The 19,650-nt window shown below is 57.3% G+C and carries 20 protein-coding genes and 1 pseudogene; 12 read left to right on the top strand and 9 right to left on the bottom strand.

Features of this window, described 5'->3' with window-relative positions:
* Window positions 1–273: 273 nt before the first annotated feature.
* The 3 genes from K7B04_RS19070 to hpxD all read right to left on the bottom strand — a co-directional run bounded on the left by K7B04_RS19070 (window position 274) and on the right by hpxD (window position 3,304).
* Entirely contained in the window at window positions 274–480 is a 207-nt protein-coding gene (locus K7B04_RS19070) for a hypothetical protein (RefSeq protein WP_223802766.1), read from the bottom strand.
* Window positions 481–1,281: 801 nt separating this feature from the next.
* The gene (locus K7B04_RS19065) at window positions 1,282–2,253 is read right to left on the bottom strand and encodes a PDR/VanB family oxidoreductase (protein ID WP_223802765.1); all 972 of its coding nucleotides are present in this window, start codon (window positions 2,251–2,253) and stop codon (window positions 1,282–1,284) included.
* Window positions 2,254–2,266: 13 nt separating this feature from the next.
* Window positions 2,267–3,304 carry a molybdenum cofactor-independent xanthine hydroxylase subunit HpxD gene (hpxD, locus tag K7B04_RS19060; RefSeq protein ID WP_223802764.1) on the bottom strand — a complete coding sequence of 346 codons (1,038 nt, stop codon included), beginning with the start codon at window positions 3,302–3,304 and terminating at the stop codon, window positions 2,267–2,269.
* Window positions 3,305–3,427: 123 nt separating this feature from the next.
* On the opposite strand from hpxD, the gene hpxR reads away from it, so the two are divergent.
* Window positions 3,428–4,336: a LysR family hpxDE operon transcriptional regulator HpxR gene (hpxR, locus tag K7B04_RS19055; RefSeq protein ID WP_223802763.1), complete on the top strand. Its 909-nt coding sequence runs from the start codon at window positions 3,428–3,430 to the stop codon at window positions 4,334–4,336.
* Between the two features lie 17 nt (window positions 4,337–4,353).
* On the opposite strand, the gene hpxO is transcribed toward hpxR, so the two are convergent.
* Window positions 4,354–5,508, bottom strand: coding sequence for an FAD-dependent urate hydroxylase HpxO (hpxO, locus tag K7B04_RS19050; protein WP_223802762.1), 1,155 nt, complete (start codon window positions 5,506–5,508; stop codon window positions 4,354–4,356).
* Between the two features lie 344 nt (window positions 5,509–5,852).
* On the opposite strand from hpxO, the gene K7B04_RS19045 reads away from it, so the two are divergent.
* From K7B04_RS19045 to uraH, 3 genes are read left to right on the top strand one after another with little or no spacing between them, the layout of a single operon-like run.
* Window positions 5,853–7,235: a nucleobase:cation symporter-2 family protein gene (locus K7B04_RS19045; protein ID WP_223802761.1), complete on the top strand. Its 1,383-nt coding sequence runs from the start codon at window positions 5,853–5,855 to the stop codon at window positions 7,233–7,235.
* Window positions 7,213–7,713 carry a 2-oxo-4-hydroxy-4-carboxy-5-ureidoimidazoline decarboxylase gene (gene uraD, locus K7B04_RS19040; protein ID WP_223802760.1) on the top strand — a complete coding sequence of 167 codons (501 nt, stop codon included), beginning with the start codon at window positions 7,213–7,215 and terminating at the stop codon, window positions 7,711–7,713. The genes K7B04_RS19045 and uraD overlap by 23 nt, the downstream gene beginning before the upstream one ends.
* On the top strand, window positions 7,710–8,036 hold the full coding sequence (gene uraH / locus K7B04_RS19035) for a hydroxyisourate hydrolase (protein WP_223802759.1): 327 nt from the start codon (window positions 7,710–7,712) through the stop codon (window positions 8,034–8,036). The genes uraD and uraH overlap by 4 nt, the downstream gene beginning before the upstream one ends.
* Before the next feature lie 45 nt (window positions 8,037–8,081).
* On the opposite strand, the gene guaD is transcribed toward uraH, so the two are convergent.
* Both guaD and K7B04_RS19025 read right to left on the bottom strand, forming a co-directional pair.
* Entirely contained in the window at window positions 8,082–9,401 is a 1,320-nt protein-coding gene (guaD, locus tag K7B04_RS19030; RefSeq protein WP_223804195.1) for a guanine deaminase, read from the bottom strand.
* 104 nt (window positions 9,402–9,505) lie between these two features.
* On the bottom strand, window positions 9,506–10,993 hold the full coding sequence (locus K7B04_RS19025) for an NCS1 family nucleobase:cation symporter-1 (RefSeq protein ID WP_167575656.1): 1,488 nt from the start codon (window positions 10,991–10,993) through the stop codon (window positions 9,506–9,508).
* A gap of 144 nt (window positions 10,994–11,137) precedes the next feature.
* On the opposite strand from K7B04_RS19025, the gene K7B04_RS19020 reads away from it, so the two are divergent.
* The 3 genes and pseudogenes from K7B04_RS19020 (at window position 11,138) to puuE (ending at window position 13,543) form a co-directional block, all read left to right on the top strand.
* A complete protein-coding gene (locus K7B04_RS19020; protein ID WP_223802758.1) occupies window positions 11,138–11,854 on the top strand; it encodes a GntR family transcriptional regulator in 717 nt (238 codons plus the stop codon).
* A pseudogene (gene hpxA, locus K7B04_RS19015) lies at window positions 11,854–12,726 on the top strand (allantoin racemase). The gene K7B04_RS19020 and the pseudogene hpxA overlap by 1 nt, the downstream one beginning before the upstream one ends.
* On the top strand, window positions 12,611–13,543 hold the full coding sequence (puuE, locus tag K7B04_RS19010; protein ID WP_223802757.1) for an allantoinase PuuE: 933 nt from the start codon (window positions 12,611–12,613) through the stop codon (window positions 13,541–13,543). The pseudogene hpxA and the gene puuE overlap by 116 nt, the downstream one beginning before the upstream one ends.
* A 40-nt stretch (window positions 13,544–13,583) precedes the next feature.
* On the opposite strand, the gene hpxZ is transcribed toward puuE, so the two are convergent.
* The 3 genes from hpxZ to hpxX are packed head-to-tail and all read right to left on the bottom strand — an operon-like array spanning window position 13,584 to window position 15,549.
* Window positions 13,584–13,970: an oxalurate catabolism protein HpxZ gene (gene hpxZ, locus K7B04_RS19005; protein WP_065356721.1), complete on the bottom strand. Its 387-nt coding sequence runs from the start codon at window positions 13,968–13,970 to the stop codon at window positions 13,584–13,586.
* Window positions 13,967–15,364, bottom strand: coding sequence for an AtzE family amidohydrolase (locus K7B04_RS19000; RefSeq protein ID WP_223802756.1), 1,398 nt, complete (start codon window positions 15,362–15,364; stop codon window positions 13,967–13,969). Before K7B04_RS19000 ends, hpxZ begins: the two co-directional genes overlap by 4 nt.
* A complete protein-coding gene (hpxX, locus tag K7B04_RS18995; RefSeq protein ID WP_223802755.1) occupies window positions 15,361–15,549 on the bottom strand; it encodes an oxalurate catabolism protein HpxX in 189 nt (62 codons plus the stop codon). Before hpxX ends, K7B04_RS19000 begins: the two co-directional genes overlap by 4 nt.
* 198 nt (window positions 15,550–15,747) lie before the next feature.
* Here hpxX and hpxU point away from each other — a divergent pair, with 198 nt between their 5' ends.
* From hpxU to K7B04_RS18970, 5 genes are all read left to right on the top strand, one after another.
* On the top strand, window positions 15,748–16,587 hold the full coding sequence (gene hpxU, locus K7B04_RS18990; RefSeq protein ID WP_167575661.1) for a MurR/RpiR family transcriptional regulator HpxU: 840 nt from the start codon (window positions 15,748–15,750) through the stop codon (window positions 16,585–16,587).
* A 213-nt stretch (window positions 16,588–16,800) separates the two neighbouring features.
* On the top strand, window positions 16,801–17,586 hold the full coding sequence (locus K7B04_RS18985) for a transporter substrate-binding domain-containing protein (protein WP_223802754.1): 786 nt from the start codon (window positions 16,801–16,803) through the stop codon (window positions 17,584–17,586).
* Window positions 17,587–17,595: 9 nt separating this feature from the next.
* Window positions 17,596–18,261 carry an amino acid ABC transporter permease gene (locus tag K7B04_RS18980; RefSeq protein ID WP_223802753.1) on the top strand — a complete coding sequence of 222 codons (666 nt, stop codon included), beginning with the start codon at window positions 17,596–17,598 and terminating at the stop codon, window positions 18,259–18,261.
* The gene (locus K7B04_RS18975; RefSeq protein ID WP_223804194.1) at window positions 18,261–18,917 is read left to right on the top strand and encodes an amino acid ABC transporter permease; all 657 of its coding nucleotides are present in this window, start codon (window positions 18,261–18,263) and stop codon (window positions 18,915–18,917) included. The genes K7B04_RS18980 and K7B04_RS18975 overlap by 1 nt, the downstream gene beginning before the upstream one ends.
* Window positions 18,898–19,635 (top strand): amino acid ABC transporter ATP-binding protein, encoded by a 738-nt coding sequence (locus tag K7B04_RS18970; protein WP_167575664.1) that lies wholly within the window; start codon window positions 18,898–18,900, stop codon window positions 19,633–19,635. The genes K7B04_RS18975 and K7B04_RS18970 overlap by 20 nt, the downstream gene beginning before the upstream one ends.
* Window positions 19,636–19,650: the final 15 nt, after the last annotated feature.

Here is a 19,650-nt window from a genome sequence, read left to right as displayed (position 1 = left end):
ATGAGTTACCTGTCATTAACTGAATTTATTCACCTGTTATGGCGTTTTTATTTAGCGAGTGGCAGGGGCGTACAGCAGCCCTGAAGTGTAATAACCTCAGCCACGATGTTTTGTGATTTATTATTTTTCTGACAAAACATTATTTCACCGAAAACAGGCTGATATTGACCTGTTATCTGTGAGAGTGAATAAAAAACGGGTTATTGTTTTTTATTCACTGTTAAATATTTAGCGATCGATCAATATCGTCTCTGTTTGATGCTATCTCTTTGTTTATTCGAGTGTTTCAATTCCATTGGCCTGATGTAGCATCAGCGCCTCGGTGATAATTTGTTGTTTACTTTTACGGGTTTGAAAAGCCACCTCACGAACGTATTCGCAAAGGTCATCAGCGATGCGTGCGCTGAGCATAGTCAAACTGGCATTTTGTACTTCGCCGCGACGTCTGCGTTTCGCGGGATATGTCCTGGTGTTGTTCATGAGATTCCTCATGTAATCCGATTCATTATTTTTCTTCGTAAAATATGCAGGGGGAAAAAAGACATGTCAATATTCGGGAAACGCCGCTTATTTTGTATTAAAAACGTTAAGGTAATTGGTGATTATTATTTGTATATTCGAATGAAAGCCGAAGATGTGGGTTACGGAGAGAACATTTTTTTTGAAACGATGGACCATAAAGGGTGAGAGAGAATCGCCTGGAGGACATTGGCTAACAGAAGGCAGGAACGTAATAAATTGACATAAATATCAAGCCTGGCAGCCTATTACGATTTTGTGCGGAGTAGTGATGTACTTCACATTTTATCAGGGGGATAGTCAGGGAATTTGAGTGATTATGCGGAGGGTGGCTGAAAGTATTCTTTCATAATCCGTTTACTAGTACAAAAGTATCCGTATTTCTCGCAACAGTTTCGTAAAGAAAGGTAAGATTGTGTGTCGTGAAAAGTGTCATAAAAATATGCGTAGTTTGACTGGGATCAATTAAGCGTGAAGGTATACATTGCTTTAAATGAGAACAGGAACATGATTATCATTTGGAAATCAATCATTAGCATGAAAAGCAGTGCGAATATCGTTAAATTTATCGTATTTCCTGTTTTTATTTTGTATTGAAATTGTGTTTTTTGATTGCGTGATTGATTATTCATTTTAGATACCGTTTTTTAGCGAAGCAGAATCATATAACCACGTTATTGGGCCCTATAATTCGCGGCATAAACTAAGCGATATTGTTGGAGAACAGGCATCATGACGTTTTACGCTTCATTATCTGCCTGACTACAAATCAATACACAAATTGGCCGACCGACTGCGCGAGCAGCACAGGGCAATCTGCTGCCGGCTGGCCGATTTCTCCGCCGCCGACTGCACAGAATCACGGTGGTCGACAATGCCCTCCACAACCGGCGTCAGGCAAGCGCCGCAGATCCCCATTTCGCAGGAAAGTGGGACGGCCACGCCGTTCTCCTGGAGCACCTGAGCGATGGTTTTATTCGCGGGCACCGGCCAGCGTTCGCCCGACGAGGCCAGCGTCACGTTAAAGGTTTCACCGTCCTCCTCCGCGCTGATGGAGGGGGCTAGCGGTTGAAACGCTTCACTGTGAATTTGCGCTGACGACCAGCCTTTTTCCACGGCGACCCGACGCGCGGCCGCCATGAAACCTTCCGGCCCACAGAGATAGATTGGCTGACGGGGCTCGACCCCCTCCAGCGCTTGCGCCAGATGCTGGCGGGCGCTGTCTCCTTCCTGGGAGCAGTGAATCGCGAATTGTTCTGCGCCGAATTGCTGCTGCAGTTCACGGACAAACGCGCCCTGGGCGCGATTTTTCAGATAATAGTGCAGCCTAAACGGCACCCCCTCCGCATTCAGACGTAACGCCATCGCATACAGCGGCGTGATGCCTATCCCGGCGGCCAGCAGCGTCACCGGCTCCAGCGCCTGGAGTGGAAACAGGTTGCGCGGAGGCGAAATCAGTAGCGTCTGTCCGGGGCGTAGCTGTTGGTGGATATAACGCGAGCCGCCGCGTGACGTGTTTTCCTGTGCCACGCAAATCAGATAGCCGTCGTCGGCGCTTCCTGCGCCGGTGAGCGAATACTGGCGGATAATCCCGCAGGGCAGGTGCACGTCGATATGCGCACCGGGCTGCCAGGCGGGCAGCGGCTGGCCGTTTTCGGCCACCAGTCGGATCGCCAGATTCTGTTCTCCCTGACGCCAGAGACCCTCAACGACCACCTTTAAGACATCATTCATTCTGGTTCTCCATTTAGACGAGGAAAAAGTCACCGAAGCCCATTTTCTTCAACCCACGGCGGTAGGCGATGGAGCTACGGTCGGCGGGAATATGCGCTTCGAGGGTTAAATCCAGCGGCAGTTTCTCAGGCCGCTGGCTCTCAACCATCAGCCGGTCCTCCTCAAATACGCGCAGGTTAAAGGCGTGCACGTCTTCCACCGGTACATGCAGGTCGAAGTTACGGGCGATGGGCGCAAACATGCGGGTGACGCGCGCGGAAACCGGCGAGGCGGCATTCATAATCACCAGCCTGGCGTCACCGGGAAAATGAATCGTCAGGGTGGCGGTAAACGGCAGATGCATCTCGAAATGACGCAGCCAGCGGAAGCCTTCCGGGGCGCGAAAATCGGCGCTGGCGGGATAGTTGCCCACCGAGCTCCAGTAATCGGCGATGAAACCGAACGTCGTCTCCTGAGGGCTGTAGTCGGGCACCAGCTGATTTTCCGGATCGGCGAAGGTGTCGGTATGGATCCAGGCGAAATGCGCGACATCGAGAAAGCCTTCCACCTGGCGGCCCGCAAAGCCGTTGACCTCAAAGGCCGGGCAGTTGATCTGCTGAAATCCCTCGTCATGCCAGTGCGGCATGACCGGCAACGGCTGTGGATTTTCCGGGTCGAAGGCCAGACAGGTCCAGATCAGCCCATAGCGTTCTTCCACCGCAAAATGGGTGAGATTGAGTTTTGCCGGTACCGGTTGGTCGGGGCTGGAAGGGATGCGGTTGCAGCGGCCATCTTCACCGAAGCGCAGGCCGTGGTACGGGCAGACGATCCCTTCTTCATCATGAAAGCCCAGCGTCAACGGCACGCCGCGATGGGGGCAGGCATCGCGTGCCACCACGACCTGGCCCTTTATACGATAGATAACCAACGGCTCATCAAGCAGGGTGGCTTTCACCGGGGCCGGGCCAATGTCGCAGGCGCGGGCGACCGGGTGCCAGCATTGCGCCAGGCGCAGCCAATCCTCAGGTTCAAAGCTGCAATGGGCGGGTGGGGCGATAGACGGTTGGTGCATGGCGTTCTCCGGCTCACAAAAATAACTGTTTAATTGTTGTGAGATTATTGTTGCCATATTAGGGTGTTGACATCCATCACCATTAATTCACTTAACCGTTGCAAAAAAGAGAACAGGTAAAGGATGAGTCCATTTTCACGATTTGCACTCTATTTTGTTGAAGTGGCGCGCTGCGGCAGCCTGCGGCGCGCGGCAGAAAAACTGCATATTTCCGCCTCCGCCATTAACCGACAAATCCTGCAGGCCGAAGAGACGTTCGGTACGCCGTTGTTTGAGCGCCTGCCGGAAGGGCTGCGCATGACCACTGCTGGCGAGCTGCTGTACGATAATCTGCTGCGTTGGCAAAAGGAGTTTCATCTCACGCGACAAAAGTTTGATGAGCTACAGGGGTTAAAGCGTGGCAGCGTCAGCGTGGGAATGGTGCAGGCGCTGGCAGAGGGGAGTTTTGCCGCCGCGCTGGCGGATATCATTACCGACTGGCCGTGGCTGGAGTTAAACCTACAGGTTTCCGATAGCCACACCGTCAGCCAGAAGGTGCGTCAGGCGGATCTCGACTTTGGCCTGATTCTCGACCCGGAAGGTCAGGCCGGGCTGAGCGTGCTGGCGTTTGCCGAGCTGGCGATGGGCGTCGTGATGCGCCCGGATCATCCGCTGGCGCGCGCCGAAAACGTATCATTGGGCCAGCTCAGCGAAGAACGGCATATTGTGCCCGGTGCGCCGTTGATTGTGCATGAGCGGGTAGCGATGCTCTATCGGCAGCACGATTTATTTCCGGCCAACAGCATTGGCTGCAACGATATTCGGTTGATTAAATCGCTGGTGCTGAAAGGCAGCGGCGTGACGATCCTCAGCCGGCTTGACGTGCTGGATGAGGTCAAACAAGGTCTGCTGGCGTTTGTTCCGCTGCGCAATAAGCAACTGAGACCGCTTACGCTGGCCTTATGTACCGCCCCTTCACGCCAGCTTTCGCGTCCGGCGCAAAGGGTGATTCAGAAGCTCACTGCGGTGATGGAGGCGATGCAGACAAGCTGAAGGAGCCGCTGGCCCGGTTAGCCTAACGGGCCGCCCTGAATGGTTTCGCACAGGCCGTTAATAATGCGCTCACCGGTTTCGCTTTTTAACTCCTCATACCAGGCCTGCGTTTGCAGCATATTTTTGCCGTGAGTGACATCGCAGCGCTTACGCGCTTTCAACACCAGATCGCGCACCCGGTCGCAGCGCTGCGCTTCGTACTGACGCAGCGTGCTGACGATGTCGCGGCTGTGGCGGAACAGATCGCCTAGAACGACGGCGTCTTCCAGCGCCGCGCAGCCGCCCTGGCCGATATCCGGCGTGGTGCTGTGTCCGGCATCACCGAGCAGCGCCACTTTGCCGCGCACCAACCGGTCAAACGGTTCGATATCATGAATTTCAATGCGGTTGGTGGTCTGCGGATCCAGGGCGGCAATCAGCTTCTGCACCGGCGCTGCCCAACCGCTGAAGTAGCGGTGCAGATCGTCGCGCAGGGTACTGCGATCTTCGGCAAGCCCTGGCGGCAGCGGGACATCAAAGAAAAAGTAGAAGCGGCCAGCGGAAACCGGCATCAGCGAGACGCGTTTTCCCTCGCCAACAAAGGTGGTCCATTGATTGCCCGGCGCAATCTCCTCATCAATGTCGACCAGACCGTTCCAGTTCACATAGCCCGCGTAACGGCGTTCGGGGGTATAGCCCAGCACCCAGGGGCGCAGCGCCGAATGGCTCCCGTCAGCGGCAATCAGAAAGTCGCCTTCAGCCTGGGTGCCGTCGGTAAACCAGACGCGGACGCCGTCGTCATCTTCTTCGCAGCGGACAACGCGTTTGCCGAACTGCACGGCGTCGCGGCCCCAGACGTCGAGCATTTCACGCTGCAATTCGGCGCGGGAAACCGGGCAGGGACGGCCACCGGTGCGTGCTACCAGCGGCGCAAGGCTGAACTGGGTGAGGGTTTCACCGCGCAGATACTCCTTATAAGCCAGAAAATGCATCGGGCCGCCGTAGTTTTCAATAATCTCGCCCATCCCCAGATGCTGCATGCACTTCACGCCGTTCGGCCAGATGGAAATGGCCGCGCCGACCGGCTTAATTTCTTTTACCGCTTCAAAAACGTCGCATTCGATTCCCGCATTTTTCAGCGCGACCGCCGCGCTCAGCCCGCCAATTCCACCGCCAATGATCAATGCTTTCATTTACATCTCCTTTACCTGTGTCGTGAAGGCATTCAGCAATTTGCGTACCACAATGGCGAAGACGCGGATTTGGCGGGTTTGCGAGGGAAGTGGGCAATGGCTTGCACAGAATGGGTGCATATTGGCGTTTTTGTTGCCTTTTTGTGAATCAATAATTTCCATATTGGCTTAATGGAATCGAAAGTTTCACTGCCTTGCCCTCGCTGGCTTCGGGAAGTATGGGGATGTATTTTTTATATCTCATTGTAAATAATGAAAAAGATTAAATGTTGCGAAAGTGTAATTGGTTTTGGCCTGTTTTATGCACTAGCCACTGTACGCTTACTCGCAATGGATGAAAGATCATGTCAGATGAAAAGAACGGGGGTTTACTGTACGGCCTTGAGCAGCGCATTCCGCCGCTTCCGGCCTTTTTCAGCGCGTTGCAGCACGTGCTTGCCGGTCTGGTGGGCATTATCACGCCGCCGTTGATTATCGGCGCGACCTTAGGATTAGGGGAATGGCTACCCTATTTGATCAGTATGTCTTTGCTGGCTTCGGGGATCGGCACCTTTTTGCAATCTAACCGGGTGTGGGGGATTGGCGCCGGAATGATCTGTATGCAAGGCACCAGCTTTGCGTTTCTCGGGGTCGCCATTGCCGGCGGTATGTGGGTTAAAGGGCAGGGCGGCACGCCGCAGGACATTATGGCCATGCTGTTTGGCGTCAACTTTGTTGCTGCGCTGGTGCCTTGCATTGTCAGTCGTTTTATCGAACCGCTGAAGCGTATTTTTACGCCGGTGATTACCGGCAGCGTGATTGCGCTGATTGGCATCAGCCTGATTAAAGTCAGCATTATTAACTGGTGCGGCGGCGAGCAGGCAAAAGCGTTTGGCAGCATGAGCAATATTACGCTGGGGGCGGTAACGCTGGCGACGATTGTGCTGCTGAGCTGCCTGAAAAACCGCTGGCTGCGCCTCTCTTCCGTGGTCATCGGCATTGCCGTTGGCTGCCTGGCCGCGGCGCTGAGTGGGATGTTCCAGCTAAAAGGCGTGGGCGACGTCTGGTTCCGTCTGCCGCAGCTGTTCCCGTTCGGTTTCCAGTTCAACGGCGCGATTTTCTTGCCAATTGCGCTGGTTTCGCTGGTCTGTATTCTGGAGGCTGTTGGTGACCTGACGGCAAACTGCCTGATCTCACAGCAGTCCATTGATGATGGCGCCTTCCGTTCGCGGCTGAAGGGCGGCATTCTGGCCGATGGGATTAGCTGCATGGTGGCGGCGATGCTGTGCGCGTTCCCCAATACCACGTTTGCGCAAAACAACGGCGTGATTCAGATGACCGGCGTCGCCAGCCGCTACGTTGGGCGTTACATTGGGGTTATCTTAATTCTGCTCGGCCTGTTCCCGCCGTTTGGCGAAATCCTGCGTCAGATTCCGGCGCCGGTATTAGGCGGCGCGACGATGGTTATGTTCGGTTGCGTCGTGGCGGCGGGAATTCGCATTATCACCCAGAAGCCGCTGACCCGCCGCGATATGCTGATTGTTGGGCTGGCATTTGGTTTTGGTCTGGGGATTGAAGCGGTACCGGCGTTTCTGGCCCATTTCCCGCCGATGGTGGAGAACTTGTTTGGTTCTGCCGCTACCAGCGGTGGCCTGGTGGCGATTGTCCTCAATCTGATTATTCCTGAAGAGAAAGCCCCGCAGGAGAGCACCACAAGGAGCCGCGATGATCGCGCTGAATCACTTTAATCAATTAAGCGGCACGGAGGCCGCTTCACTGTTGGCGCCTTGCGTGGCCATTCCAGAGTGGGCCGCCACGCTGGCCGCCGGGCGACCCTGGCGCTCACGCGAAGAACTGCTCAATACCGCGCAGCGGCTGATGGCGAGCTGGGGCGAAGCCGAACTGGCGCAGGCCCTAAGCGCCCATCCGCGCATTGGCGAGAAACCCACGGGCGAACAGGCGCACGCGGCGCTGTCACGCCAGGAACAGGGGAATGTGGACGATCGCGATGCACAGCTCGCACAGGCGCTGAAAGCGGGCAACGCCCGCTACGAAGCGCGCTTTGGTCGGGTGTTTTTAATTCGCGCCAAAGGGCGCAGCGGGGAAGACATTTTAGCGGCGCTGACGCGGCGTTTGCAAAACAGCGAGCGCGATGAGGTGCAGGAAGCCTTAGCGCAGCTGCGTGAAATTACGTTATTAAGACTGGAAGGAGCGATTGGCGAATGAGTACCTTAAGCACGCATATTCTGGATGTCTCGACCGGCCAACCGGCGCAGGGCGTCAGGGTGACGCTGGCGCGGGATGGCGCCGCGATTGCCCATGGCGTGACCGATGAGCATGGACGTATTGGCGCACTCAACGACGGGCCGCTGAAGGTGGGAAACTATCGGCTGACGGCGGAAATCGGCGACTGGTTCGCCGCCCGCGGGCGTGAGACGCTGTACCTGAGTGCGCAAATCGATTTTGTTATCCGCGAGGCGGCGGACGATCACTACCATCTGCCGTTTTTAATTGCCCCAGGCGGTTGGTCCACCTATCGCGGTAGCTGATGCTGAGCCTGTTTTCCCGGCGTCGCGGATGACGCCGGGAGCGGATTATTCCTCTGCTGCATTCCCCCACACCCGTTTGCCGTTGACCCATGTTTCACTGATATTGCGTTCATCCCCCAACGTCATCAGCACAAACAGCTGTTCATAGATATCTTTGCACCGTTCGCTGCGCAGCTGCTGTAGCGGCGTCACCGCCGGATCGATGACCACGAAATCGGCCTCTTTACCGGGATGAAAATTACCAATGTAATCATCCAGACGCAGGGCGCGCGCGCCGCCAAGCGTGGCATGGTAAAACGCTTCGCTGGCGCACAGACGATAGCTCTGGAGCTGGCTGACTTTGTAGGCCTCACCCAGCGTTCGCAGCATGCTGAAGGTGGTACCTGCCCCCACATCGCTGCCGATACCCATGCGCACCTGGTGATGCCAGCAGGTTGGCAGGCGGAACAGGCCGCTGCCCAGAAACAGATTTGACGTCGGGCAAAATGCCACCGCCGAACCGGTATCGTGCAGACACTGCCACTCCGCGTCCGCGAGGTGAATCGCGTGGGCAAACACGCTGCGTGGGCCGGCTAACTGGTAGTGATGGTAGACGTCGAGGTAGTGTTCATGCTCCGGCCACAGGTTTTTGACCCAGGCGATTTCGTTGAGGTTTTCGCTCAGATGGGTGTGCAGCCAGGTGTCGGGAAACTCTTCGCGCAGTTGCTGCACCGCCGCCAGCAGCGCGGGCGTGGAGGTTGGCGCGAAGCGCGGCGTAATGGCATAGCCCAGGCGGCCACGCTGGTGCCAGCGTTGTATCAGCTCGCGGGTCTGCCGATAGCTCTGTTCCGCGCTTTCGCTGAGATACTCCGGCGAGTGACGATCCATCATCACCTTTCCGGCCAGCAGACGCATATCCAGACGCAGCGCTTCGCTAAACAGCGCATCCACCGACTCCGGATGCAGGGTACAAAATACCAGCGCGGTAGTGGTGCCGTGGCTGAGCAACTGGCTCACAAAAAAGCGCGCGATCTCTGCGGCATAGTCGGCATCGGCAAACTGACGTTCAACGGGAAAGGTATAGGTGGTCAGCCACTCAAGCAGCTGTTCGCCGAAAGCCCCGATCATTTCCGTTTGCGGATAGTGGACGTGGGCATCGACAAAGCCCGGCAGCAGCAGCTTACCGCGCAGGTCGCGATAGCCCGTTAGCGGATGCAGATATTGCTCGGCTTCCTGCCAGGGGAGCAGCGCGTGAATGCGGCCATCGCGCAGAAACAGCACGCCATCGTCCAGATAGCGGGCGTGGCTGGCGATATCGTCCGCGCTGTCGGCGACAGCGGCGATATCAAAAAAGGCGCCGCGCAGGGCGACGGAGTAGTCAATCATCATAGCTGCCTTGTGGGTGCGCGAAGGGAGAGAGAAAATCAGCAAAATTAATGCCAGTTTGCAGGAAAATACGCCGCGACAGGACGCCGCGGCGTACGCATCCATTACTCTTTCTGGGCGAGGGCGTTAAAGCCGGCCGGTGCGGCGACACGCTCGTCGCGGGCAATCCAGCGATAGGCCGCGCCGCTCAGGAAGACGCCGATAAACCAGCTAAAGTTTGCCACTTCGTGCAGTGCAGGAATAAAGCTGATGACCAGGCCGATGGCGACGGAAGGCACCAGCGCCGCAATCGCCTTCGGGTTAAAGCCGTTGCGGTACCAGTATTTGCCCTTCGGCGTATCGTCGAACAGATCGTTAACCGATACCTGGCCGCGTTTGATGAGGTAGAAGTCGACGATCAGAATGCCAAACAGTGGCCCGATAAACGCTCCCAGCACGTCGAGGGTGTAGTGAATCAGCTCCGGCGAGTTAAACAGATTCCACGGCGTCAGCAGGATGGAACCCACGGCGGCGATCATCCCGCCGGTGCGGAAGCTGATTTTCTGCGGTGAACAGTTCGAGAAATCAAACGCCGGCGAGACAAAGTTGGCCACGATGTTGATGCCGATAGTGGCCGTAATCATGGTCAGCAGGCCAATGGCCACCGCCAGGTCGTTGCCGACGCGGCTGACGGTTTCAATCGGGTCGGTGATCATGCGGCCAAACAGCGACTGGGTGCCGGAGACAATCACTACCGTCACGATAGAAAACAGCAGGAAGTTGAACGGCAGACCCCAGCGGTTGCCGCGGCGAATCTCGCCCATGCTTTTACCGTAGCGCGAGAAATCACCAAAGTTGAGCAGCGGGCCGGAGAAGTAGGAGACCACCAGCGCAGTCGCGGTAATCATCTGCCAGGTTTGCTCCCCGGCGCTTAGCGATTTGCTGGCCAGCGTAAAGGAGATACCGTCAAAACCGGTTTTGTATACAATCCAGCCGGCCAGCCCCAGCATCACCACGTAGACCGCCGGCCCCGCGATATCGATAAAGCGTTTGATGGCGTTCATCCCGTGCCAGAAGACCATCGCCTGCAGCAGCCACATGGTGGCGAAACAGAGCCAGCCCAGATGCGACAGGCCAAGGAAGCTGGCTTCGGTCAGCGCCGACAGCGACGGCCAGAACTTCAGCATCACCAGCATCAGCGCGTTGGCCGCCAGATAGGTCTGAATGCCATACCACGCGAAGGCGATAAGCCCGCGGATCACCGCCGGAATATTCGCGCCGAAAACACCGAACGCCTGGCGACAAATCACCGCATAAGGCACGCCCGCCATCTGGCTGGGTTTGGCGACCAGGTTGGCGCACAGCTGAACGATACAAATCCCCACTAACAGGCACAGCAGCACCTGCCAGCTCGCCAGCCCCAGCGTAAAGAAGCTCGCCGCGACCACGTAGCCCCCCATGCTGTGCACGTCCGACATCCAGAATGAAAAGATGTTGTACCAGCTCCAGTTCTGATCGCGCGTCGGCGCCAGATCCTCATTACAAAGCCGTGGGCTGTATCCAGCGTGGGGATCAGCGGCCTTAACCTGATGCGTATTTTGTGTATTTGGCATGAAACCTGCTCCTGTTAATCAAAACCCATTGAGATGAACTGCTGAGGCTGTTGCAGGAATTGGGCCAAAATGCTTAATCTTGTATGCAAGAAATGAAATTTATGTATACGATTCGATGTCGAAAAGTAAAAACCGGAGTGGTTAATGAACAACCCTTATCTCGCCCAGGCCGCGCCAGCTCTGCATGACAAAGACGAATCCATCTATCAGGCGCTGATGACCGCGATTGTCGAGCATCAACTGCCACCGGGCAGCAAACTGCCGGAAGAGGCGCTGGCTGAGGTGTTTGGCGTGAGTCGCACCGGGATCCGAAAAGTGCTGCAACGACTCGCCACTGTGCAAATGGTCACATTAGCGCCCAAACGTGGTGCGCAGGTGGCCAGCCCGACGGTTGAAGAGTCTCAGGAGATCTTCCGGACTCGCGCGCTGCTGGAGGTGGCTAATTTGCCGAATGTGCTGGCCCACTGCCAGCCGCCGCATCTGGCCGCGCTGGAGGCCATTACTCGTCAGGAACAACAGGCCCATGAGCGCTACGACGGCCCGGCGGCGATTCGCCATTCAGCCGAGTTCCACATTCATCTGCAGGCCATTTCCGGTAATCAGGTGCTGACCGGGATGGTGACCCATCTGAGCCAGCGCTCTTCATTAGTTATTGCCGCATGGGGATCGCCCTGGCGGCAGGGCTGCCGCTGTGACGACCATGAAAGGTTGATTGAACTGCTGCGGGATAAAGCCTTAAAGCCCTTGAGTGATGCTCTGACGCACCATTTTGAACATATCGTCGCCAGCCTCTGCTTTGAGCGTTCTGGCGTCACCTTGCCTGATTTTGCCCGGTTATTTGCCGGTTATAAGGAGTCATGATGCCCGCCGTTCGTATACAAGTGATCAACCCCAACACCAGCCTCGCGATGACCGAGACCATCGGGGCCGCCGCCCGGGCGGTTGCCGCGCCGGGAACCGAGATTCTGGCGGTCTGCCCCAGCGCGGGCGTGCCGTCCATTGAGGGGCATTTTGATGAGGCGATTGCTGCCGTTGGCGTGCTGGAACAAATCAAAGCCGGTCGTCAGCAGGGTGTGGATGGCCACGTGATTGCCTGCTTCGGCGATCCGGGGCTTCTGGCGGCGCGCGAGCTGGCGCAGGGGCCGGTGGTGGGGATAGCCGAAGCGGCATTGCATATGGCGACGCTGGTGGCGACTCGCTTTTCCATCGTTACCACGCTGCCGCGCACCTTAATTATCGCCCGCCACCTGCTGCATCAATACGGTTTTCACGATCGCTGTGCGGCGTTGCACGCCATCGATCTCCCGGTGCTGGCGCTGGAGGACGGCAGCGGTCTGGCGCAGGAGAAAGTTCGCGCGCGCTGTATTCAGGCATTAAAGGAAGACGGCTGCGGCGCCATTGTGCTCGGCTGCGGCGGCATGGCGGATCTGGCGCAGGAACTGACTCGCGAACTGCGGGTGCCGGTCATCGACGGGGTGAGCGCGGCGGTCAAAATGGTCGAATCGCTGGTGGCGCTGGGACTTTCGACCAGCAAGCACGGTGATTTAGCCTTCCCGGAAGCCAAGGCGCTGAGCGGGCAATTTCAGGCGTTAAATCCATTCTAATAAGAGGTAGCAGATGGCATTTCTGGCAGACGATTACCCGCGCGACCTGCGCGGCTACGCAGGACAACCGCCGCACGCGCGCTGGCCAAACAACGCGCGCATCGCCGTACAGTTTGTTCTCAACTATGAGGAAGGGTCGGAAAATCACGTGCTGCACGGCGATGCCGGTTCCGAACAGTTTCTCTCGGATATTATCGGCGCGGCCAGCTACCCGGACCGCCATATGTCGATGGATTCATTGTATGAATACGGTAGCCGGGCAGGGTTCTGGCGTATTCATAACGCGTTCAGCAAGCGCGGTTTACCGCTGACGGTATTCGGCGTCGCCATGGCTCTGGCGCGTCAGCCTGATGTGGTTGAGGCAATAAAAGCAGCGAATTATGACGTGGTCAGCCACGGCTGGCGCTGGATCCACTATCAGAATATGTCCATCGAGCAGGAGCGGGAGCACCTGCATAAAGCGGTGCAGGTCTTAACCGATCTCTTCGGCAAGCCGCCTACCGGCTGGTATACCGGACGCGACAGCCCCAATACGCGCCAGCTGGTGGTGGAACACGGCGGCTTTGAGTATGACAGCGATTACTATGGCGACGATTTGCCGTTCTGGCACGAAGTGGAATGCAGCGACGGCACGCGCAAGCCGCATCTGATTGTGCCGTACACCCTGGATGCGAACGATATGCGCTTCGCTACCGCCCAGGGGTTCAATACCGCCGAGCAGTTTTATACCTACCTGAAAGATAGCTTCGATGTGCTGTATGAAGAGGGGGAAAGCGCGCCGAAAATGATGTCCATCGGTATGCATTGCCGTCTGTTGGGGCGTCCGGGACGTTTTCGCGCGTTGCAGCGTTTTCTCGACTATATCCAGCAGCACGACGGCGTGTGGGTGTGTACGCGTCAGCAGATTGCTGACCACTGGCGGAAGACGCACCCGTTTAATCCATAAAGTCTCGCCCCTCTTCTTGTTGGGAAGAGGGGCCAATCGGTTAGCTCATCAGGCTGACCTGCGCGGCGACAATACGCCAGCCGTCGGCAAAACGAATCCAGGTTTGCTGCTGACGGCCAATACGATCGCTGCCTTCACGCGTGAATTCGGTGCTGCATACCGCGTAATCATTGCCAAACGTGGTGATGAGGGTATTGCGCAGCGTGCGTTGTAACCCCGCCGCGGGGCGAGCGGCGCGGAAAGCGCGGATTTCATCAATACCGTACAGGTTCTCGCCCGCCCCTAAACGGACCGTACGCGGGTCGTGCCAGAATAACGCATCCAGCACTGCCACATCGTTGCTCACCAGCGCCGCTTCGTAACGGTAAAACGCCGCGCTGACTTCGGCGTGGACCTGTGGTTGATTAATCTGTTCTGACATCATCATGCGGCTAGCTCCACGGCGCGGGACTCGGTGAGGCCCATCTCTTCCAGTACCCGCGCGACGCGCAGGCAGGCCTGTTCATTAAATGGCGCGGCAATCAGCTGCACGCCAATCGGCAGGCCGCCAGCGGTCCGCAGGGGCACGGTGACCACCGGTAGCCCGAGGAAGGAAATCGGCTGTGTCAGCATCCCCATACTGGCGCGAACAGGTAGCGCCTGGCCGTTGATTTCCATGGTTTGGTCACCAATAAGGGTTGCGCTGCACGGTGTGGCCGGGGCGATCAGCACGTCGGCATGGGCGAATAACGTCTTAAACATTTGCTGTGCGTGACGGCGGAAACGCTGCGCCTGAATATACCAGGCGGAGGGGATCATCGCCCCGGCCAGCAGACGCTCGCGGGAGTGTGGCTCAAAGCGATCCGGCTGACGACGTAGCTCCGGAAGATACTGATTTCCGCCTTCGGACGCGCTAACAATAAACGCGGCAGAACGGGCCAGCTCGGCCTGGGCAAACAGCAGTTCGTCCTGCACATCGAGCGCGTGTGCGACCTGTTCGACGGCGGCACGCGCATCGTTATCGCACCAGGTGGCAAAATAGCCGCCCAGGGTGGCGCAGCGTAAACCATCCAGCCCGCGCGACAGCAGGTTCATTGTGCGATCGCTGGCTTTGTCAGCCTGAAAACCGTCGGCCGGGTCGCGCCCCTGTAGCGCATCGTAGACCGCCGAGAGATCGCCAACGCTGCGGGCAAAGGGGCCAATATGATCGAGGCTGGCGACGAACGGGTGGCTGCCCGAGCGCGATAAACGGCCAAAGGTCGGTTTTAAACCAAAGATTCCGCACAGCGAGGCCGGAACGCGTATGGAACCGTTGGTATCGCTGCCCAGGGAGAATGAGACCAGACCCGCCGCGACCGCTGCCGCCGAGCCGCCGGACGATCCTCCGGCGATCCGCGAGAGATCGTGCGGGTTGTGCGTGGCGCCGTAATGGCTATTTTCGGTAGTGAAACCGTAGGCGTAGGCATCCATATTCAGCATCCCCGAGAGCAACGCTCCCGCGCTGTGTAGCTGGCGTACTGCCCAGCTATCGGCGGTGGCGGCAGGGCGATCGCTGAGCAATTCGGCCCCGGCAAGCGTTGTGTGTCCAGCGACATCGAACAGATTTTTTACCGCATAGGGAACCCCGGCCAACGCAGGGAGGGGTTTCGATTCTCGTCGTAAGGTGTCGATGTTGTCCGCTTCGGCGAGCATCCGTTTTTCACAGACATGGGTCCAGGCGTTAAGCTGTGGATTGCGCAGCGCAATCTTCTCCAGGGTGCTGCGGGCGATCTCCCTGGCGCTCAGTTCACCGCTTGCCAGCGCGCGTTGAATATCATGGATGGTCATCTCTGGCAGCTTCATGCTTTATACACTCCGGCAATTTCGATACGGTCATCGAGGGGGAAATCCAGCAGCGGCGAGGCCATGGCGGCAATGCGGCTAAATTGCACTCTAAGCTCCGCGCGCCGTGTGTCGTCCAGTTCCAGCGCCAGCAGCTGTTCCATTTGGCTGAGATAAGCGTCCCAATCGGGTTGTGGTGTATTCATTATCGACTCCTCGAACATCGGTGGCGGTTCTATGCGCCTTCAAATAGCCCTGTTGTCCGCTGAGCGTTGCAAAAGCTGTTCCATGTCTGAACGTAAAGTTTCATGCCTGACCGATAGCGCGCACTTTTTGCCGAACTGGCATGCATTATGAAAGCAGTTAACGGTATAGTGCGATGAAACGAAAGTTACAGAGGTCTTATGCAACAGCTTGATGAACGACTGAAAGCGCAGTACGCGTCTTTATCGCCGCAGGAACAACGGGTGGCGGATTTTATTTTCGATCATTTTGATGACCTGATTAGCTATAACAGTGCCGAGCTGGCGCAGCTCAGCGGGGCTTCGAAGGCTACCGTTAGCCGTCTGTTCAAACGCCTGGGCTATGAGAAATACAAAGATATGCGCGATGAGCTGCGCACCCTGCGCCAGAGCGGGATGCCGCTGACCGATCACCGCGATGCGGTGCAGGGCAATACGCTGCTGGCGCGCCACTACAAACAAGAGATGGCCAACCTGACGCAGTGGGTTAACGCGCTGGATCCGCAGCAGTTCGCCGAGACGCTGCAGGCGATGGTGGCTGCCCGGCGGGTGGTGATTATCGGCATGCGTAACGCCTATCCGGCGGCGCTGCACCTGCGCCAGCAGCTCCTGCAGGCGCGAGGTCAAGTGCTGGTGCTGCCGCAGCCGGGGCAAAGTCTAAGCGAAGAGCTGGTCGATTTAAGCGCTGAAGATCTGGTGGTGGTGATGGCGTTCCGCCGTCGTCCGCGTATTATTCGCCCGCTGTTGCAGCAGCTACAGCAGCGCGGTATTCCGGTACTCTTGATGTGCGAACCCCAGGCGCACGGGCTGTTTCCACTGGCGCGCTGGCAGCTTTGTGCGCCGCTGGACAGCGTCTCGGCGTACGATAGCTACGCCTCGGTCAATAGTCTGATCAACCTGCTCGCCAACGCCTTCCTGCACGAAATTCTCGATAAAGGGCGTCCGCGTATTCACGACATTGCTTCTCTTTATCAGGATCTGGACGAACTGGAGCAACGTTAATGGGGCGCCAGCGTGGTGCTTTGCATTTTTCTGGTGCAACTTCACAATAGGGAAACGCGCTGCCGTTTCCTTTCTACTACTCGCTTTTCTTGATATTCCGGTGATTAACGGCCACTTTGTGGCTGTCCTGCTGGCGAAATATACCTGGCACATTAGTTGCAAAAGTCATTCGTAAGAATCTTTTGTTTCATGCTAACGTAACGGGTAAACATCATGAAGAAACTGTTGATCGCACTGGCCGGGGCCGCTTGTCTGTTCACCAACCTGTCGGTGGCACACGCTGACCAACTGCAGGATATCGAAAAACGCGGCGTTATTCGTATTGCGGTGCCGCAGGATTTCCCGCCGTTTGGCTCCGTGGGCACCGACCTCCAGCCGCAGGGCTATGACATCGATACGGCGCGCTATCTCGCCAAAGCGATGAAGCTCAAGCTACAGCTGGTGCCGGTCACCAGCGCCAACCGCGTACCGTATCTGCAGACCGATAAGGTCGATCTGGTGATTTCCAGCCTCGGGAAAAACGCCGAGCGCGAGAAGGTGATTGATTTTAGCCGTGCCTACGCGCCGTTCTTCCTTGGCGTGTTTGGTCCGAAAGGCGCTGAGCTGAAAGACCCGGCGGCGCTGAGCGGGAAAAGCGTTGGCGTGACCCGCGGCGCGGTGGAAGACATGGTGCTGAGCAGCGTGGCGCCGAAAGAGGCGCAGATTAAGCGTTATGAAGATAACAACACCACGCTGTCAGCGTATCTTTCCGGTCAGGTGCAGTATGTGGCGACCGGTAACCTGGTGGTCGCGGCCATCACCCGGCAGAACGCCGATAAAGCGCCGGTACCCAGCTTCATGCTGAAGGATTCTCCGTGCTTTATCGGGCTGAAAAAGAACGAACCCGCGTTGAAGGCGAAAGTGGACGCGTTAATTGAAGCGGCCATGAAAGACGGCACTCTGAACGGGCTGTCTGAGAAGTGGCTGAAAGCGCCGCTGCCTGCCAACCTTGGCGCATAAGGCCGGGGCATGACGGAGCAACTTGATTTCTCTGCGCTCTGGCCGCTATGGCCGGAGCTGCTGGCGGGGCTGTGGGTGACCGTACAGCTGACGGTGCTGGCGACGACAGGTGGCCTGGCGATAGGCATCTTCGGCGCGGCCATCCGCAGCGGGCGTCCCACGTGGTACAGCCGGATATGGGGCGGGTATGTCGAACTGATTCGCAACACGCCGTTTGTGGTGCAGCTGTTTTTTATCGTCTTTGGCTTGCCGAATCTGGGGCTAAAGATGACGGCAGGCGAAGCCGCGCTGCTGGCAATGATCGTCAACCTCGGCGCTTACAGCACCGAGATCGTCCGTGCCGGCATTCAGGTAACGCCAAAAGGGCAGTGGGAGGCCGGGCGCGTGCTGGGGCTCAGTCGGCTCCAGACCTTTATGCGGGTGATTTTACCGCCCGCGTTACAGCGCATTTATCCGGCGTTGGTCAGCCAATGCATCATCGTGATGCTGGGTTCATCGGTGGTATCGCAGGTCTCTTATGAGGAGCTGACGTTTGCCGCCAACCTGATTCAGTCGCGTACCTTCTTGAGTTTTGAGGTCTATCTGGTGACGACGGGGATTTATTTGATGCTGTCGATAACGATGCGTCAGCTGCTGATGGCGGCAGGGCGGAAATGGCTGGGGGTGCAGGCATGATGAGCACCTTTACCGATTGGGACATCGTTCGCAATCTGCTGCTGGCCGCACGCTGGACGGTGCTGTTGTCGCTGGTGGCGTTTATCGGCGGCGCGCTGGTGACGCTGCCGCTCTTGTTGCTGCGTCTGACCGGTAGACGTCAGGTGAAACGGCTGATCCGCGGCTATATCGAACTTTTTCAAGGCACGCCGCTGCTGATGCAGCTGTTCCTCGCCTTTTTCGGCGTGGCGCTGTTCGGCATCGACGTCTCGGCGTGGACCGCAGCCTCGCTGGCGCTGACGTTCTACACCAGCGCGTTTCTGCTGGATATCGGCTTCGGCAGCATACGCGCCCTGCCAAAAGGCCAGTGGGAAGCGTCGCGCTGCCTGGGGTTGAGCTTTAGCCAGACGCTGTGTCGGGTGATTGCGCCACAGGCGCTGCGCATCGCCATTGCCCCGACGGTGGGTTTCGCCGTGCAGGTGATTAAGGGCACGGCGCTGGCGTCGATTATCGGTTTCGTTGAGCTGACTAAAGCGGGCACTATGCTGACCAACGTGACCTATCAGCCGTTTAAGGTCTTTGCGCTGGTGGCGCTGGGCTACTTCATTCTGTGTTACCCGCTGTCGCGCTACAGCCGTTATCTGGAGAACAAATTCAATGCCTCTCATCACCATTAACCAGATGCAGAAGTATTACGGCGATAACCACGTGCTCAAAGGCGTCGATCTGGATATCGACATGGGCGAAGTTATCTCCATTATCGGGCGCAGCGGTTCGGGCAAAAGCACGCTGCTGCGCTGTATCAACGGCCTTGAAGGCTATCAGGACGGCAGTATTAAACTCGGCGGGATGACCATCACCGACCGCGACTCGCAGGCGCGGGAGATCAGCCGCTCCATCGGCATGGTGTTCCAGAACTTCAACCTGTTCCCGCATATGACGGCGCTGGAAAACGTGATGCTGGCGCCGCGTCGGGTGTTGAAGAAAAGCGCCGCCGAATGCCGTGAACTGGCCCAGCGGATGCTGGAAAAGGTCGGCCTTGGCGACCGGCTTGATTATTATCCGGCCAATTTGTCCGGCGGCCAGCAGCAGCGAGTGGCCATTGCCCGCGCGCTGGCGATGTCGCCGAAAGTTTTACTTTGTGACGAGATTACTTCAGCGCTGGACCCGGAGCTGGTGGGCGAGGTGCTCAAGGTGCTGGAGCAACTGGCGGCAGAGGGTATGACGCTGATTCTCGTGACCCATGAAATGAATTTTGCCCGCGAAGTGGGCGACCGCGTGGTGTTTATGCATCAGGGACGCGTCTGGGAACAGGGCGACAGCAAGACGCTGTTCGCCAACCCGCAGACGACCGAATTGAAGCAGTTTATCTCCTCCGTGCGCGGCCTTAATTAACTCAAGGACTTTCCG

The sequence above is a fragment of the Kluyvera sp. CRP genome, assembly GCF_019930565.1.
GTDB lineage: Bacteria > Pseudomonadota > Gammaproteobacteria > Enterobacterales > Enterobacteriaceae > Kluyvera > Kluyvera georgiana_A.
This window is presented reverse-complemented; position numbering and strand designations above follow the sequence as displayed.

What these genes read in the sequence shown, in the direction of transcription:
- K7B04_RS19070 (WP_223802766.1), bottom strand. Translation starts at nt 480, where the DNA reads ATGAACAACACCAGGACATATCCCGCGAAACGCAGACGTCGCGGCGAA.
- K7B04_RS19065 (WP_223802765.1), bottom strand. Translation starts at nt 2,253, where the DNA reads ATGAATGATGTCTTAAAGGTGGTCGTTGAGGGTCTCTGGCGTCAGGGA.
- hpxD (WP_223802764.1), bottom strand. Translation starts at nt 3,304, where the DNA reads ATGCACCAACCGTCTATCGCCCCACCCGCCCATTGCAGCTTTGAACCT.
- hpxR (WP_223802763.1), top strand. Translation starts at nt 3,428, where the DNA reads ATGAGTCCATTTTCACGATTTGCACTCTATTTTGTTGAAGTGGCGCGC.
- hpxO (WP_223802762.1), bottom strand. Translation starts at nt 5,508, where the DNA reads ATGAAAGCATTGATCATTGGCGGTGGAATTGGCGGGCTGAGCGCGGCG.
- K7B04_RS19045 (WP_223802761.1), top strand. Translation starts at nt 5,853, where the DNA reads ATGTCAGATGAAAAGAACGGGGGTTTACTGTACGGCCTTGAGCAGCGC.
- uraD (WP_223802760.1), top strand. Translation starts at nt 7,213, where the DNA reads ATGATCGCGCTGAATCACTTTAATCAATTAAGCGGCACGGAGGCCGCT.
- uraH (WP_223802759.1), top strand. Translation starts at nt 7,710, where the DNA reads ATGAGTACCTTAAGCACGCATATTCTGGATGTCTCGACCGGCCAACCG.
- guaD (WP_223804195.1), bottom strand. Translation starts at nt 9,401, where the DNA reads ATGATTGACTACTCCGTCGCCCTGCGCGGCGCCTTTTTTGATATCGCC.
- K7B04_RS19025 (WP_167575656.1), bottom strand. Translation starts at nt 10,993, where the DNA reads ATGCCAAATACACAAAATACGCATCAGGTTAAGGCCGCTGATCCCCAC.
- K7B04_RS19020 (WP_223802758.1), top strand. Translation starts at nt 11,138, where the DNA reads ATGAACAACCCTTATCTCGCCCAGGCCGCGCCAGCTCTGCATGACAAA.
- puuE (WP_223802757.1), top strand. Translation starts at nt 12,611, where the DNA reads ATGGCATTTCTGGCAGACGATTACCCGCGCGACCTGCGCGGCTACGCA.
- hpxZ (WP_065356721.1), bottom strand. Translation starts at nt 13,970, where the DNA reads ATGATGATGTCAGAACAGATTAATCAACCACAGGTCCACGCCGAAGTC.
- K7B04_RS19000 (WP_223802756.1), bottom strand. Translation starts at nt 15,364, where the DNA reads ATGAAGCTGCCAGAGATGACCATCCATGATATTCAACGCGCGCTGGCA.
- hpxX (WP_223802755.1), bottom strand. Translation starts at nt 15,549, where the DNA reads ATGAATACACCACAACCCGATTGGGACGCTTATCTCAGCCAAATGGAA.
- hpxU (WP_167575661.1), top strand. Translation starts at nt 15,748, where the DNA reads ATGCAACAGCTTGATGAACGACTGAAAGCGCAGTACGCGTCTTTATCG.
- K7B04_RS18985 (WP_223802754.1), top strand. Translation starts at nt 16,801, where the DNA reads ATGAAGAAACTGTTGATCGCACTGGCCGGGGCCGCTTGTCTGTTCACC.
- K7B04_RS18980 (WP_223802753.1), top strand. Translation starts at nt 17,596, where the DNA reads ATGACGGAGCAACTTGATTTCTCTGCGCTCTGGCCGCTATGGCCGGAG.
- K7B04_RS18975 (WP_223804194.1), top strand. Translation starts at nt 18,261, where the DNA reads ATGAGCACCTTTACCGATTGGGACATCGTTCGCAATCTGCTGCTGGCC.
- K7B04_RS18970 (WP_167575664.1), top strand. Translation starts at nt 18,898, where the DNA reads ATGCCTCTCATCACCATTAACCAGATGCAGAAGTATTACGGCGATAAC.